Raw genomic sequence first — 15,179 nt, forward strand, 5'->3', positions numbered from 1 at the left:
CCGGCCTTCATCAGCGGCCAGGAACGCACCACCGGCCCCACGGCCTTCCGGATACGCGAAAGGGACCCGTGTGTCGGCGCGACGTCGTTCGGAAGTCCGGCACCCGGGCGAGGGCGCGCGCGGCTGCCGTAGGTACGCGGGGCGATCAGAGGCCTCCGCCCACCACAGAGCACCTTCCGTTCGCTGAGCAATGCGCACTGACGGGAGAGCAGGCAAGAGACTTCGGCCAGTCGGGCTTCATGTGCGGCAGCCCGTAACCGGGCGTGCTGGATCCGGTGTTGCCGTGAAGCCGGCACCGCGACTGCCGTCCGGACGGTCGGTGTGCCCGACCAGGGCCGAGTCCGGGCCCGGGGCTCGGCCCAGCCGTGAGCCCGACCACCACGGTGCCGAGTCGCCTCCCACGCAGGGCGGTGGAACACTCAGCGCCAGCCGAGCTCCGGTGCCACGTGGGTGAGGATGCTCTCCAGTACATGGGCGTTGTAGTCGACGCCGAGCTGGTTCGGGATGGTCAGCAACAGGGTGTCCGCGGCTTGGACGGCCTCGTCTTCCTGGAGTTGCTTCACCAGTACGTCCGGCTCGGCGGCGTACGAGCGTCCGAAGATCGCCCTGGTCGTGTCGTCGATCATGCCGAGCTGGTCCCGCGAGTTGCGGTCCTGGCCGAAGTAGGCCCGGTCCAGGTCGTTGGTCAGGGCGAAGACGCTGCGGCTGACCGATACACGCGGTTCTCGTGTGTGGCCTGCCTCCTTGTACGCCTCGCGGTACGCCTCGATCTGCTTGCGCTGCTGGACGTGCAACGGCTCGCCCGTCTCGTCGTCCTTCAGTGTGGAACTCTGCAGGTTCATCCCCAGCTTCGCGGCCCAGACGGCGGTCGCGTTCGAGCCGGAGCCCCACCAGATCCGCTCGCGCAGCCCCTCGGAGTGCGGCTCGATGCGCAGCAGCCCCGGCGGGTTGGGGAACATCGGCCGCGGGTTCGGCTTCGCGAAGCCCTCGCCATCGAGCACCTTGAGGAAGGTCTCGGTGTGTCGGCGGGCCATGTCCGTGCCGGTCTCGCCCTCCGCGGGGGTGTTACCGAAGTGTCGCCAGCCGTCTATCACCTGTTCCGGTGATCCGCGGCTGATGCCGAGTTGCAGCCGGCCGCCGGAGATGAGGTCGGCAGCGCCGGCATCCTCGGCCATGTACAGCGGGTTCTCATAGCGCATGTCGATCACGCCGGTGCCGATCTCGATCTTCGAGGTCCGTGCACCGATGGCCGCGAGCAGTGGGAACGGGCTGGCCGCCTGCCGCGCGAAGTGGTGCACCCTGAAGTACGCGCCGTCCACGCCGAGCTCCTCCGCAGCGACCGCCAGGTCGATGGACTGGAGCAGGAAGTCGGCCGCGGACCGGGTCTTGGAGTGGGCACTCGGCGACCAGTGGCCGAACGAGAGGAAACCTATCTTCTTCACTCCAGGTCAAAGCGTCCGGCGACCGCGTTTGATTCCCCGCATGGGCCGGGTGCGAATGAGGACGGCGAACCCACATACGAGGCCCTCACCCTTCTGCTCAGCCTGGACATCGAAGACCAAGACTGCCCTTGATCAGCTGGTCCTCCGCGGCACACTCACGCCGGGTGATGGGGCTTGAATGCCGTCGAGGAGCTGCGCGAAGGTGATCTCTTCGTCAGTGGGGCCGTGGTCGGGGGACTTGCGGAGGGCGTTCAGCGTTCCGGCCGGGTGCCGCACTGGGCGAGCAGGTGGGGCAGCGCGAGGGCGGCCGCGGCCGTTTGCAGCCAGTCGGGGACGTCGTCCTGGTGGCAGACCCAGGCGAGTTCGAGCGGGTGCAGCGCGGGGAGTGTCTCGGTGACCGCGGTGCGTGGAGTGTGCGGGGTGCCGGCAAGGGCGGGCAGCGCGGCGACCCGCCAGTGCCGGTAGGACCCGACGGCCGGAGAAGGGGAGTAGCCGATCATGGCGGACGCGGTACGTCGCGGGCGAACTCAAGCGCCCGCGCAAGAACCCCGCCGCCCGTACAGAGGCTCACGTCAGGCAACGGTGGCATGGATCGCGCCCGCGCCGGGGCTCCTCTGAGCACACTGTGGGAGCCCGGGGGTGAGATTTCCCCAGGTCACCCGCCCCCCGAACAGGCCAAGGGCCGGATCGTGCCCTGGCGTGACGAGTTCACCGACGGAGGCCGTCTGTGATCGACGCAGCCGAGATCATCCGGGCCGGGACCGGCATCGGTTTCGTGTGGGGGCCCGATGCCGACATCCTCTGGGCCCGAGCGTCCCCCGCCCTCATGGCCGTGCTGACCTTCGAACTGCCCGACGGATCGACGTGCGAGGTCGATCTCGTCCAGGTCCTCAACGCCGGGTACGCCGGGCGCAGCCAGCACGACGTCGCCGCGCACGTCGCGGAGCTCGCCGAGCTGGGCGTACCGGGCCCGTCCGTGACGCCGGCGCTCTACCCTGTCCCCCCGTACCTCGCCCAGCAGACCGAACGTGTCGCGGTCCAGCACGGCCGCACCTCCGGCGAGGCCGAGTGGGCGCTGGTCGTCGCGGAGGGCGGGGAACTGCTGCTGACCGCCGCCTGCGACCACACCGACCGCGACCTGGAGGTGCACGGGGTGGCGTGGAGCAAGAACGCCGGCCCGGACGTCGCGTCGAACTGGGCGACCCGACGGACGGGGACGTCATCAGCCTCGCCTACGACGTCCGGCCCATGCCGGAGCCCATCGGCTGACGCGCCTGACGGGAAGCGTTCCTCAACAGCCCATCCGCTGCCCCGCGACACGGATCAGTTCGTCCAGGGCGGTCTCGGCGGGGCAGTGGGCGACGCGGTAGGAGATCTCCTGCGGACGGCTGACGCTTCGGCGGGCGATCACCCAGTGCGGCGTTCCGGCCCGTGCAAGGGCCGTACCTCGACCCGGGCCCAGTCGTAGATCCGCAAGCCGTGGGCTCCCTCGCCGCACGAGCGGTGCTTCCACTTCTGGCGCGGGAGCCCGGGCACCGTTCACGGTCGTCCGTCCACCAGGTGGGCAGATACAGGCGCGGTCGATCGACGTCCGCCCGCGGGGAGCCGCATGGGCGGGGAAGACACCGATCCGGTAGTTCCCCGTGCGCCCCGCGGTGCCCGAGTACGGTCGCTGCACCCTCGCCGAGCGGACCCCCTTCTTCAGAGAGCCGGTGTCGCCCACGAGCGGGGCCGCATCCCGGTCTCCGAGGTGCTCCACGACATATTCACTCCACCCTCCGCTTACTGACCCCGTGATGAACCACCGCTAGAGTCGCCCGATGACCGCGGACGGCAGGGGCGTCGAGACGAGGAGCCCGGACGATGGACCTGGAGCTTCGGCATCTACGGACCTTGTGTGCGATCGCCGACGCCGGGAGTCTGGGGCGGGCCGCGGCACTCCTGAAGTACTCGCAGCCGGCGATGAGCACCCAACTGCGCCGGATCGAGCGGCTCTTCGGTGCGGACCTGTTCGTGCGTACCGCGTCGGGAGTCGAGCCGACCCGGTACGGCCTCGAGGTCCTGACTCAGGCGCGCGACATTCTGGCCCGTGCGGATGCCATCAGGCGCCGTCCGGCGGGGGACGGCGTCAAAGCGCCCCGGGTCCTGCGCCTTGCGGCGACCAACTCGCCCGTCCTGTCCGGCATGGTCGTCCGTATACGCAGCCGGAGGCCTGATCTCACGCTGACGGTGAGCAGCGTCTATCCGTCGTCGGAGATAGTCGAACACTTGGAGAAGGGCGAGCTGGACGCCGCGATCGCCGCGGACTACCCCGGAATGGAGCTGCGGCACTCCGCGGCCGTGGCGCATCGCGAGATCGTCAACGAACCCGCGTTCGTAGCCCTGCCCGCCGGTCACCGCCTCAAGCACCGCATGGAGGTCCCCCTCGCCGAACTCGCCGACGAGGCCTGGTTCCTGACCCCCGACGACGGTGCCGGCTGGCCGGGCGTGTTCTACGCGGCCTGCGCGGCAGCCGGGTTCACGCCCGCGGCCGTCCATGAGTACCTCGGTGACCGGCTCCAGCTCCAGGACATGATCGCCGAGGGACTCGGCGTCTCCATCGTGCAGGCTACGACCCGGCCGAGCCAGGGCGTGATCGTCAAACCGCTGACCGGCACACCGCTGTGGACCCGCTATCTGCTCGCATGGCGCCGCGACCAGGTCACGGAGGATATCACGGAGACACTGTTCAGCTCCGCGCACGCGTCCTACCGCGACCTCATCACGCGGTCGGCTCACTTCCAGGCGTGGGCGGCGCAGACATTCCATCTGCCGCGTTCCTAGGGCAAGTTACGGCGGCGCCCGCGCCTTGGGACGCAGGGTCAGGCCAGGAGCTCACCCATCCACGTCTCGATCGCCGACGCGGTGCGCGGCAGCGCTGACGACATGAGGCGGGCGCCGTCCTGCGTGACGACCAGATCGTCCTCGACGCGCACGCCGACGCCGCGCAGCTCCGGCGGCAGCGTCAGGTCGTCCGGCTGGAGATACAGGCCCGGCTCGACGGTCAGGACGTGGCCCGCCTCCAGGACGCCGTCCAGGTACTGCTCGGCACGGGCCGCGGCGCAGTCGTGGACGTCCATGCCCAGCATGTGGCCGCTGCTGCACCACGTGTAGCGGCGGAACAGACCGCTCTCGGGCTCAAGGGCCTCGTCCGGCGTCACCGGGAGCAGGCCCCAGGAGTGCAGCCCCTCGGCGATGACCCGCATCGCAGCGAGGTGGAAGTCACGAAAGCGCGCGCCCGGCCGGACCGCCGCGATACCGGCGTCCTGCGCGGCGAGCACGAGGTCGTAGAGGTCGCGCTGCGCGGCGGTGAAGGTGCCGCTCACCGGAAGGGTGCGTGTGATGTCGGCCGTGTAGAGCGTGTCCGACTCGACGCCGGCGTCGAGCAGCAGCAGGTCACCGGGACGGACCGGACCGTCGTTGGCGATCCAGTGCAGTACGCACGCGTGCGCTCCGGCGGCGGCGATTGTCTCGTAGCCGAGGCCGTTGCCCTCGAGGCGGGCCCGCAGACCGAAGACGCCCTCGACCCAGCGTTCGCCGCGCGGATGGCGGACGGCCTCGGGCAGTGCGCGCACGACGTCGGTGAATCCGGCCGTCGTGGCGTCCACCGCGATCTGCACCTGCTCGACCTCCCACTCGTCCTTGACCAGGCGCATCTCGGACAGGAACGAGGCGAATTCGAGGTCGGCCTCCTCACGGCCGGTGCTGTCGACGAGCGTGTCGATCTCCGGGTCGACGCCGCGCAGCAAGCGGGTCGGTCGCGCGCCGTTCAGCCGGGCGGGCACGTCGTCGAGGCCCTGGGTCGCCACGCCGAGCAGTGAGGAGGCCTCGTCGAGGGTGGCGCGGCGGCCGACCCAGATCTCGCCGTAGCGGCGGTCGCGGTAGAACTCCCCGGTGTCGCGCGGGGATCGCGGGCGGACGTGCAGCACCGCCTCGTGACCCGAGGCGGTCGGTTCGAGGATCAGGACGCTGCCCGGCTCGGTCCCACCCGTCAGGTACGAGAACGCGGTGTGCGGCCGGAACCGGTAGTCGCAGTCGCTGCTGCGCACCTTGAGGACGCCTGAGGGAACGACGAGCCGTTCGCCGGGGAAGCGCGCGGACAGCCGGTCGCGCCGCTTGGCCGCCCACGGTGCGATCGACTGCGCGGGCGGATCGGTTCGCGGCGAGGACTCCCAGTTCCCCATGAGGAACTCGGCGAGCGCGGCGGAGACCGGAAGGTCGTGCGAACCCGTGTGGAGCGGCTTCTTCGTCGTCATACCGGGATCGTAGGGAGCAAGGGGCCGCCCCGCCCCATACCGATTTTCAGCCGCACGCATAACACGAGGCGGAGACCTGCTCGGCGCCCCGCCCTGACCGTCAACTGCCTCTGCGGGCAAGGATCGTCAACTGCCTCTGCGGGCACGGATGTTATGGCCCGTCCCTCCATTGTCGTATCCCTCAGTCCGTTGTCACTGGCCACTGTGAGTGGGACGTTCCCCCCACGCTCGCCGCTCGTGCTCGAAGCGACCCCCACTCACGAAGGAGCATTGATGCGTCGTCGACCTGCCCTGCCCGGATTCCGTCCCGGAAGTCCGTCCAGATTCTCGTTCAGATTCCTGGCCGTCAGCCTGGCGGTCAGCGCCCTGATAGCAGGCCTGCCTGCCGTACCGGCCCTCGCAACAGCCGGACCGAAGACCGTCGCAACGGCTGTTCCCACGACCACCGCCGTGACCGAGCCCAAGCCGCCCGCGCTGTCGCCGCTCGGCGCGAACACCGCTGCGTCCGACCAAGCAGACGACCAGAGCGGGCGACTGGCCACCGCCCATGTCCGGCCGCTCAGCCCCCAGTTGTCGCAGACCTCCTCGACCTCGAAGGCCGTGCGGCCTCCCCAAGCCACGCAACACGCGACAGCCGCGTCGTGCACCCCGGCCGACTTCGGCACCCGCACCGGATCCGAACTGGTCGCGTACATCCAGGACTCGACCACCGACTGCATCAACACGCTGTTCGGCATCACCGGCACGGACGCCCGCAACGTGTTCCGCGAGGCGCAGATGCTGACCGTCGCAGGCGCCTTCCAGGACGCGTCGCAGACGTATCCCGGGGACAACTCCACCCACGTGTGGCAGCTCGTGCTGTTCCTGCGCGCCGGCTACTACGTGCAGTACAACGACGCGGCCGACGTCGGCGACTACGGCCCGGCCCTGGCCGCGGCCATCGCATGCGGACTGGACACGTTCATCGCCAACTCCCACTTCATGGACGTCAGTTCGGAACACGGCAACGTCCTGGGCGACGTCATCATCCTGACGGACAGCGCCAACGAGCAGGCTCGCTACCTGGACACGTACCAGCGAGTGCTGAACGCCTACGACAGCTCCTACGACGCCTACTGGAGCATGGACACGGCCGTCAACGACGTCTTCACCCCGCTCTTCCGCGGCCACTTCAACCCCGCGTTCATCAGCGCGGTCACCGCCGACCCGAGCATCATCGACACGCTGAACTCGTTCACCCTGAACCACATGTCGATGCTGAGCGGGACCTGGTACTTCATGGCCTCCAACGCCGGAACCGAGACGGCGCGCTTCCTCGACACGGCCGGGCTGGACGACAAGGTGCGGCCGATGGTGAAGGGCCTGCTCGGCGCCTCCTCGATCACCGGCCCGACCGCTCCGCTGTGGGTCGGCGCCGCCGAGATGACTTCCGCGTACGACGCGGCCCAATGCTCGTACTACGACACCTGCGACCTGACGTCCAAGCTCACCGCGGCGGCACTCCCCCTCACCTACAAGTGCGATGACGGGCACACTTTCCTTGCTCAGTCCCTGACCGACTCGGCGCTCGCCGAGGCCTGCAAGAGCGTGCAGGGACAGGACGCCTACTTCCACGGCATTGTCAGGGACAGCGGCCCGGTCGCCGACGACCGCAACACCAACATCCAGATCGTCGTCTTCGCGAGCCCCAGGGAGTACCGGACCTACTCAGGCTGGATCTTCGGCAACAGCACCGACAACGGCGGCGAATACCTGGAGGGCAACCCCGCCGACCCCGACAACCAGGCCCGCTTCGTCGCCTATGTGAAGAGCGTGGGCGACGGCTTCCCGGCGGACATCTGGAACCTGAACCACGAGTACACCCACTACCTCGACGGCCGCTACGACACGTACGGCGACTTCTCCGCGGGCCAGACGGTCCCGGACATCTGGTGGATCGAGGGCTTCGCCGAGTACGTCTCGTACAGCTACCGGGGCGTGCCCGACACTGAGGCGCTCTCCGATGCCGGGAAGCACACCTACGCCCTGAGCACCCTGTGGCAGAGCACGTACGCCAACTCCGACCTGACCCGCACCTACCCATGGGGCTACCTGGCCGTCCGCTACATGATGGAGAACCACCCGGACGACGTGCAGGCCATGCTCACCAAGTTCCGCACCGGCGACTACGCCGGAGCCTATGCGGTCTACAGCACCGGCATCGGCACCCGTTACGACGCGGACTTCGCCGACTGGCTCGACACGTGCGCGGCCGGCGCCTGCCGGGGGAGCGGCAGCTGACCGAGCGCAGACGGCTGAGCGAGCCGCCGCCTGCCCCTGCCTCTCCCTGTCACTCCGCGGCCTGCCAAGGCGGCGACGTGTGGAGGTCGAGTTGATCGAGCGGCCCGCCTTCCACCGGTAGGCCGCACAGGGTACGGGGAGGGCGGTACCGGACCGGTACCGCCCTCCCCCGTTCGCTCCTCGTCATGCCGTGGTCGGCAGGACCGTACGTGGCCGTACCGGGAACCCGGCCGCCCGGTAGCAGTCGTCGATGAGCCGCATCGTGGTCAGCGCGTCGGCGGCGTCGAGTGTCAGCGGCGTCCCGCGCCGCAGATGGGCGGCGAAGGCCTCGAGTTGGTAGGTGTACGAGGACCGGCGGCCGAGTTCCTCGGTGCGCTCACCGACGGCCGTACGGACGACGACCCGGTCGTCCAGATGCGGCTGTACGAAGTTCACCGCCGTGGCTTCGCCGCGCGATCCCACGAGGCGGCAGCTCATCTGCCAGGTGTGGTGGGCCATGTGGCAGCGGGCGCTGCCCGTGGCGCCGCCCGGGAACTCCAGATCGGCGTCCAGCCACTCGTCGACTCCCGCCGCCCGAGCCTTCTCACCGCCGCGCGCGGCGACCAGCCGGGGCGCCCACCTGCCCACGGTGCGAGCATGCGCCGGGCGTGCAGGATGTAGCACCCGAGGTCCATCAACGCGCCGCCGGCCAATGGGAGTTGCCACCGTACGTCGTCGTCAGGTGGCGCGGGCATGGCGACCGTCGTCTCGACGCGCCGGAGGTCGCCCAACTCCCCGCTGTCCAGCAGCTCGTGCAGGCGCCGGGTGACCGGGTGGAACAGGTAGTGGAAGCCCTCCATGAACACCGTGCCCGCCTTGGCGACGGCCTCGTGGACCTCGGCCGCCTCCGCCGCGTCGCTCGCGGACGGCTTCTCGGTGAGGACGTGCTTGCCGGCCTGGACGGCGGCCAGGTTCCACGGCCCGTGCAGACTGTTGGCCAACGGGTTGTGGACGACCTCGATCTCCGGGTCGGTGACGAGCGAGGCGTAGGAGTCCCCACCCGCTCCACGCCGTGCCTGGCGGCGAAGGCCTCGGCCCGGTCGCGGTCGCGGGCGGCCACCGCGACCAGGCGGTGGCCGGTCGCCCGGGCCGGTCCCACGACCGACAGCTCGGCGATCCGGGCCGCGCCCAGGACTCCGATCCGCAGGGGTTCGTCCGTCATCACTTACGCACCTCGTCGAGTCGTACGGGCCGGTGTTCACGCAGGGACAGGGTGCACGCCTCGGCGATCAAGCTCGCCTCGATGGCGTCCGCGACCGTGCAGGGGGAGGTACGGGTGCCGGCGACGACTTCGGTGAACGCGGTGAGTTCGGCGCGGTAGGCGTCGGCGAACCGGTCCATGAAGATGGTGTGCGGCGTTCCGGGCGGGAAGGCGGTGCCCGGTTCGACGGAGCGCGGCGGCAGTCTGTCCTCCAGGCCCACCGCGATGCTGTCCTTCATACCGTGCAGCTCCAGACGCACGTCGTGACCGCGGGCGTTGTGGCGGGAGTCGGAGATGACGGCGATGGTGCCGTCGTCCAGGGTGAGCAGGGCGGACGCCGTGTCGACGTCGCCCGCCTCACGGATGTACTCCGCGCCGCGGTTGCCACCGGCCGCGTAGACCTCGACGACCTCGCGGCCGGTCACCCAGCGCACGATGTCGAAGTCGTGCACGCCGCAGTCGCGGAAGATGCCGCCGGAGACGGCCACGTAGGCGGGTGGCGGCGGGGCGGGGTCGAGGGCGGTGGACCGTACGGTGTGCAGGTCGCCGAGCTCACCGCTCAGCACGGTCCGGCGCGCGGCCGCAAAGCCCGCGTCGAAGCGTCTGTTGTAGCCGATGTGCACCTCGACGCCGCTGCCCTCCACCGCACGCAGCACCTCCAGGCTGTCCTCGACCCCGCGGGCCACGGGCTTCTCGCGGAAGACGGGGATGCCCGCCCGCACGGCGGCGAGGATGAGGTCGGGGTGCGCGTCGGTCGCGGCGGCGATCACGACGCCGTCGACGCCGGCGGAGAGCAGGGCCTCGGGAGAGTCGGTGGCGGTGGCCCCGAAGCGTTCGGTGGCCGTGGCGACGGCCGTGGCCATCGGGTCGGTGACCACCAGGGAGTCCACGTGGTCCAGAGCCCGGCGAGGGTTTCCGCGTGGAAGGAGCCGATGCGGCCCAGCCCCATGATTCCTATGCGCATGAGATGGGTGCCCCTTCTGCCCGAGGGCGGCTAGGTCCTGACCGTCGAAGACGATCTGGTCCCAGTGGTGGGCGGGGGCGGCGTTCGCGCGTCAGGCGAGTGCGGCCTTGGCCGCGGAGTACGGCGCCGGGCGGGGCGGCCCGCCGTGGGCGTGGTGGGAGCCGACGCCGACGACGGGAGCGCCTTCCCCTGCGGCGGCCCGCACGATGCCCGCGCCGACGCTCTGACTGCCGCCGTTCCCGAGAACTACCCTGTCCTCGAGAAATCCCCTGAGTGCCGTGTCGCTCTCAGCTCTGGCGGCGCTTGGCGCCCGCCTGCAGGTCCTGGCGCAGCCGCTCGGGGTCCCAGTCCTCGGCGACGGCCTGTCGGACGGTGTCCGCCTGGGAGGGCGGGGCGAGACCGTCCACCGGCGGGTCGAGGTCGAGGTTGGTGGGGAAGGGGTAGCCCTCGGCGGTGGCCGCGATCACGCGGCGCAGCCAGTCCTCCGAGACGCCCTCGGACTTACGGCGCAGCAGCACCGGGAACAGCGCGTTCGCCATCGCCTCGCGGTCCACCGACTCCATGGCGCGGCCGAAGGCGGAGGAGATCTGCAACAGATTGGCCATGCGCCTGATGTCGGCCGAACGGTTGTGCCCGGCGGCGTGGAAGAGCGCCGGGTTGAAGAAGACCGCGTCGCCCTTCTCCAGGGGGAGTTGGACGTGGTGGGCGTCGAAGTACTGGACGAACCGCGGGAGTCGCCAGGCGAGATAGCCGGGCTCGAATTTCTGCGAGTGCGGCAGGTAGAGGGTCGGGCCGGACTCGACGGGCATGTCGCAGTGGGCCACCGCGCCCTGCAGGGTCAGCACCGGCGAGAGCCGGTGGACGTGCGCCGGGTAGGTCGCGGCGCGCTCCTGGGAGAGGAAACCGAGGTGGTAGTCGCGGTGCACGTTCTGTGCCGCGCCGCCGGGGTTGACCACGTTGACCTGTGAGGTCACCTGGTAGGCGGGGCCGAGCCAGGCCTCGGCGATCAGCTCCAGGATGTCGTTGGCGTAGTAGTCGGCGAACACCTCGGGCGCCCGTACGGCCACCTTGTCCAGGGCGTTCCAGACGCGGTCGTTCGCGCCGGGCTTGGCGAAGTGGTCGCCCCGGGCCGTGCCGCTCGCGCGCTCCTCCTCGATCAGCGCGCGGAAGGCCTCGGACGCCGCGTCCACCACGGCCGCGTCCGGGAAAGCACCCTTGAGGACCACGATGCCGGGCCCGTCCGACAGCGCCCGGACCAACTCGTCCTGCACGCTCCGACGGCCCTCCGGGGAGATCGCCAGAGAGCGGAGCCGATCGCTGTCGTAGAGCGGGACGTTCTGTTCGACCCGCTCGGCCGAGGGATGGTCGGCGGGGTCGGTGCGCTGCTCCACGAGCGAGCGGAACGCGTCGAGATCGCAGTCCGCCTCGGTCAGCCAAGTCCGCGATCCTGCGGCTGTGGGAGACATCCGGGTCCTTTCGCAGTCCGTGCGTTTCTGCCAGTCTTGAGAACCTCAACCCATCATTCAATGCTTGTCGGTACATCAAAAGTGCATCATCGGCTCTTGGAATCAGTCATGCGACACCGCTACCCGATCAGGGAAATCGCCCGGCAGGCCGGACTGAGCACGGCCACGGTCGACCGCGTCCTCAACGAGCGGGGCAACGTGACGCAGAGCACCGTCAGGGAGGTGCACGAAGCCATCAAGGACCTGGACCGCCAGCAGAGCCAGGTCCGGCTCGGTGGCCGCACCTTCATGATCGACATCGTGATGCAGGCTCCGGAGCGGTTCTCCACCGCGGTACGGGACGCACTCGAAGCCGAACTGCCCTCTCTGCATCCCGCTCTCGTACGGTCGCGCTTCCATTTCCGTGAGACCTGCCCTCCCGCCGAACTGATCGGCACCCTGGACAAGATCGCGAAGCGTGGTACGCAGGGCGTGATCCTCAAGGCCCCCGACGAGCCGGAGATCGCGGTCGCGGTCGGTCGGCTGGTCGCGGCCGGCGTCCCCGTCGTCACCCTGGTGACCGATCTGCCCCACAGCGCACGCCTGGCGTACGTCGGCATCGACAACCGCGCGGCCGGGGCCACCGCCGCCTACCTCCTTGGACAGTGGCTGGGCAAGCGGCCCGGCAACGTGCTCACCACCATCAGCCGGGGCTCCTTCCGGGGCGAGGAGGAACGCGAGATGGGCTTCCGCAGCGCGATGCGCCTTGCCGACCCCAGACGATCCCTGGTGGAGGTCACCGACAGCGACGGCCTGGACGCCACCCAGCACGATCTCGTCCTGGAGGCACTGAAGCGGGACGAGGACATCATCGCCGTCTACTCCGCGGGCGGGGGCAACCTCGCCACCCTCGACGCCTTCGACGCGCTCGGGCGGGAGTGCGAGGCGTTCATCGCCCACGACCTCGACCACGACAACACCCGGCTGCTGCGCGAGCGTCGCCTGTCCGCGGTCCTCCACCATGACCTGCGCCAGGACATGCGCCGCGCCTGCCAGATCATCATGCGCGCCCACAAGGCACTCCCCGACGACGGACCGTCGCTGCCCTCGGCCATCCAGGTGGTCACGCCGTTCAACATGCCACCGGGTGCTCCGCCCGTGCCGGTCGCCGACTGAAACCGACAGGTTCGACGCCGCCCCGCGGATTGCGCGACGCGCCCTCAACCAGGCCGCCCGCGGCGCGACTCGGGAGTCGCCCGCGCTCCGGCGAGCCGGGGGTCAACAGCGCGTCCCCTGGGGGACGTACGATCGGGCTTCCTTCGCGCCGGAAGGTGGTCCGCACATGCCCGTGCCGAGCCTGCTCGCGGTCTTCGCGCACCCGGACGACGAGTCACTGTCGGCCGGCGGGGTGCTCGCCCGTCACGCAGCCGCGGGCGCGCGCACCGCGGTTGTCACGGCGACCTGGGCCGCGGACACCAGGCGGGCCGCGGAGTTGGCCGAAGCCCTGCGGATCCTCGGCGCCGGCGAACCGCGCATGCTCGGCTACGCCGATGCGCGTGTACCGCACTCGGCTCCGGGCTGTGTGCGGCTCTGCGAGGCGCCGCTCGACGAGACGGTGCGGCGGTTGGTGACGCACATCCGCGAATTCCGCCCGGACATCATGGTCACCCATGACGCCTACGGCGGGCTGCCCGGTCACCCGGATCACGTCCACACCCATCGGGTGACCGTGCTCGCTGCCCAAGCGGCAGGGCTTGGGCAGCTCTACCCGGATGCCGGTGCCCCCTGGCAGCCGCGTGCCCTCTACCTCGCCACGCACCCGCACTCGGCCGTGTCGGCGCTGCGAGCCGCGATCGGTGCGCGCAAGACGGTGTACAGCGTTCCGGACGAACAGGTCACCGCGACGGTCGATGTCGGGCCATGGATGGAGCGGAAGATCGCCGCCGTACTGGCGCATCGCTCCGAGGTCGATCGGGGAGCTCTGCCGGGGGTGATCGCCGCTCTTTCACCTGAGGCACGGGTGCGATTGTTCGCCACCGAGTGGTACATCCGCCACGCCCCCCTTACGGCGGCCCCGGCCCAGACGGAGCTGACCGCCTGACCGTGCGGCCCTGGGGAACCGGCTCGCTCATCAAGGTGATGCCTGCCCCGTTCCCTGGGGTCGTGACCGATTTAGCCTGATGTACCGATGCGTGATGGCAGCTCACGGCCGTCCGCTTCGCCTATGTGCCGTGCGGGGGAGTTCAGCTTGTCCGCGCATGCCCGCCGCACCCGGACCGTCCTCGGATCCGCACTTGCCGCACTCGCGCTGGCTGCGGGGTGTACCCCGCATACCGGGATGAGCGCACTCGGCCGTCCGAAGCTGTCGACGGGTCCCCTGCCGAGCGTGTCCCCGTCGCCGGCCCTCACCGCGCGGGCAACGCAGGATCTGCGCGACCCCGCGCAGATCGTGAGCAGGAACGGACTGCTCAGGACCAGGATCGTCGTCGAACGCAAGAAGGTGCGCCTGGCAGGCCGCGATCTGTGGTCCCTGACGTACAACGGGATGTACATGCCGCCCACGCTGTGTCTGCGGCCCGGGGACCGGATGGAGATCTCCTTCGAGAACAAGCTATGGACGGCCTCGACAGGTATCTGCCCGCGCCGCTCCGCGGGATCACCGAGCACGCCGTCGCGCTCAAGGACTTCCAACTCGTGGGCGACCAGATCAAGACCGCGCATCTCAAGATCGGTGCACCCACGACACGCACCGTCAACGGGCAGCTCGACCCACGGATCCGGATCAGGCCCGGCGAAACCCAGCTGTGGCGCCTCGCGAACATCGGAGCCAACATCTCCTACAAAGTGACGCTGCCGGGCACCAAGTTCCACATCGTCGCCCAGGACGGCTGCCCGGTGAACAGGGTCTACTCCGTCGACGCCATGGTCATCCCGGCCGGTGCCCGCTACGACGTGCTCGTACAGGGTCCGAGGGCCGGCGTGTCGGAACTGCGGACCCTGCCGTACAACTCCGGCAAGGCCGGCAACCAGTTCCCCGAGGCGACACTGGCCACGGTCCAGTCCGGGGGTGAACCGATGCGACCCGCGGTCTTGCCCAGAGCCTTCGCCCCGGTGGACGACCTGGCGAAGGAGCCCGTCGCGGCACGCAAGACGGTCACCTTCACGGAGCACAAGGCGGGCACGCTTTACTACATCAACCACAAGCAGTTCGACCACAACCGCATCGACTTCCGGGCCAAGCTCCACACCGTCCAGGAGTGGACGATCAAGAACGACAGCGACGAGGTCCACTCGTTCCACATCCACACCAACGACTTCCAGGTGATGAGCATCAACGGCAAGCCGCAGGTCAACTACGGCTTGCGGGACACCGTCGACGTCCCTCCACGCGGAAACATGGTCGTCCGGATCCGGTTCCTCGACTATCCGGGCAAGACGGTCCTGCACTGTCACATCCTCAACCACGAGGACGAGGGGGTGATGGCGGTACTCCAGATCGACAAGTAGGCGCCC

The 15,179-nt window shown here is 69.8% G+C and carries 9 protein-coding genes and 4 pseudogenes; 6 read left to right on the top strand and 7 right to left on the bottom strand.

Annotated features, from left to right (window positions below):
* Positions 1–419: 419 nt before the first annotated feature.
* Both AAFF41_RS43140 and AAFF41_RS43145 read right to left on the bottom strand, forming a co-directional pair.
* Entirely contained in the window at positions 420–1,442 is a 1,023-nt protein-coding gene (locus AAFF41_RS43140; protein WP_319751170.1) for an LLM class flavin-dependent oxidoreductase, read from the bottom strand.
* A gap of 251 nt (positions 1,443–1,693) precedes the next feature.
* A complete protein-coding gene (locus AAFF41_RS43145; RefSeq protein ID WP_319751169.1) occupies positions 1,694–1,942 on the bottom strand; it encodes a hypothetical protein in 249 nt (82 codons plus the stop codon).
* 326 nt (positions 1,943–2,268) lie between these two features.
* Between AAFF41_RS43145 and AAFF41_RS43150 the strand changes: the two are divergent.
* Positions 2,269–2,577, top strand: a pseudogene (locus tag AAFF41_RS43150) (DUF2848 family protein); the annotation flags it as partial.
* On the opposite strand, the pseudogene AAFF41_RS43155 reads toward AAFF41_RS43150, so the two are convergent.
* Positions 2,496–3,210: pseudogene (locus tag AAFF41_RS43155) on the bottom strand (transposase); the annotation flags it as partial. The pseudogenes AAFF41_RS43150 and AAFF41_RS43155 sit on opposite strands and share 82 nt — an antisense overlap.
* Positions 3,211–3,305: 95 nt before the next feature.
* Here AAFF41_RS43155 and AAFF41_RS43160 point away from each other — a divergent pair.
* Entirely contained in the window at positions 3,306–4,265 is a 960-nt protein-coding gene (locus AAFF41_RS43160; RefSeq protein WP_319751168.1) for a LysR family transcriptional regulator, read from the top strand.
* 38 nt (positions 4,266–4,303) lie between these two features.
* Here the strand turns inward: AAFF41_RS43160 and AAFF41_RS43165 are convergent, their stop codons facing one another.
* Complete coding sequence (locus AAFF41_RS43165) at positions 4,304–5,737, bottom strand: aminopeptidase P family protein (RefSeq protein WP_343325784.1); 1,434 nt, start codon at positions 5,735–5,737, stop codon at positions 4,304–4,306.
* A 450-nt stretch (positions 5,738–6,187) separates the two neighbouring features.
* On the opposite strand from AAFF41_RS43165, the gene AAFF41_RS43170 reads away from it, so the two are divergent.
* Complete coding sequence (locus AAFF41_RS43170) at positions 6,188–8,017, top strand: collagenase (RefSeq protein ID WP_343325785.1); 1,830 nt, start codon at positions 6,188–6,190, stop codon at positions 8,015–8,017.
* A 183-nt stretch (positions 8,018–8,200) separates the two neighbouring features.
* On the opposite strand, the pseudogene AAFF41_RS43175 reads toward AAFF41_RS43170, so the two are convergent.
* The 3 genes and pseudogenes from AAFF41_RS43175 to AAFF41_RS43185 form a co-directional block, all read right to left on the bottom strand.
* Positions 8,201–9,218: pseudogene (locus AAFF41_RS43175) on the bottom strand (Gfo/Idh/MocA family protein).
* Positions 9,218–10,221 (bottom strand): annotated as a pseudogene (locus AAFF41_RS43180) (Gfo/Idh/MocA family protein). Before AAFF41_RS43180 ends, AAFF41_RS43175 begins: the two co-directional pseudogenes overlap by 1 nt.
* Positions 10,222–10,508: 287 nt before the next feature.
* A complete protein-coding gene (locus AAFF41_RS43185) occupies positions 10,509–11,687 on the bottom strand; it encodes a phytanoyl-CoA dioxygenase family protein (protein WP_319751165.1) in 1,179 nt (392 codons plus the stop codon).
* 108 nt (positions 11,688–11,795) lie between these two features.
* On the opposite strand from AAFF41_RS43185, the gene AAFF41_RS43190 reads away from it, so the two are divergent.
* The 3 genes from AAFF41_RS43190 to AAFF41_RS43200 all read left to right on the top strand — a co-directional run bounded on the left by AAFF41_RS43190 (position 11,796) and on the right by AAFF41_RS43200 (position 15,173).
* Positions 11,796–12,842, top strand: a complete 1,047-nt coding sequence (locus AAFF41_RS43190) for a LacI family DNA-binding transcriptional regulator (protein ID WP_319751195.1) — start codon at positions 11,796–11,798, stop codon at positions 12,840–12,842.
* A gap of 166 nt (positions 12,843–13,008) precedes the next feature.
* On the top strand, positions 13,009–13,767 hold the full coding sequence (locus tag AAFF41_RS43195) for a PIG-L family deacetylase (RefSeq protein WP_343325786.1): 759 nt from the start codon (positions 13,009–13,011) through the stop codon (positions 13,765–13,767).
* A gap of 512 nt (positions 13,768–14,279) precedes the next feature.
* Entirely contained in the window at positions 14,280–15,173 is an 894-nt protein-coding gene (locus AAFF41_RS43200) for a multicopper oxidase family protein (protein WP_343325787.1), read from the top strand.
* Positions 15,174–15,179: the final 6 nt, after the last annotated feature.

Origin of the sequence: Streptomyces mirabilis (assembly GCF_039503195.1) — a bacterium.
Lineage (GTDB): Bacteria > Actinomycetota > Actinomycetes > Streptomycetales > Streptomycetaceae > Streptomyces > Streptomyces mirabilis_D.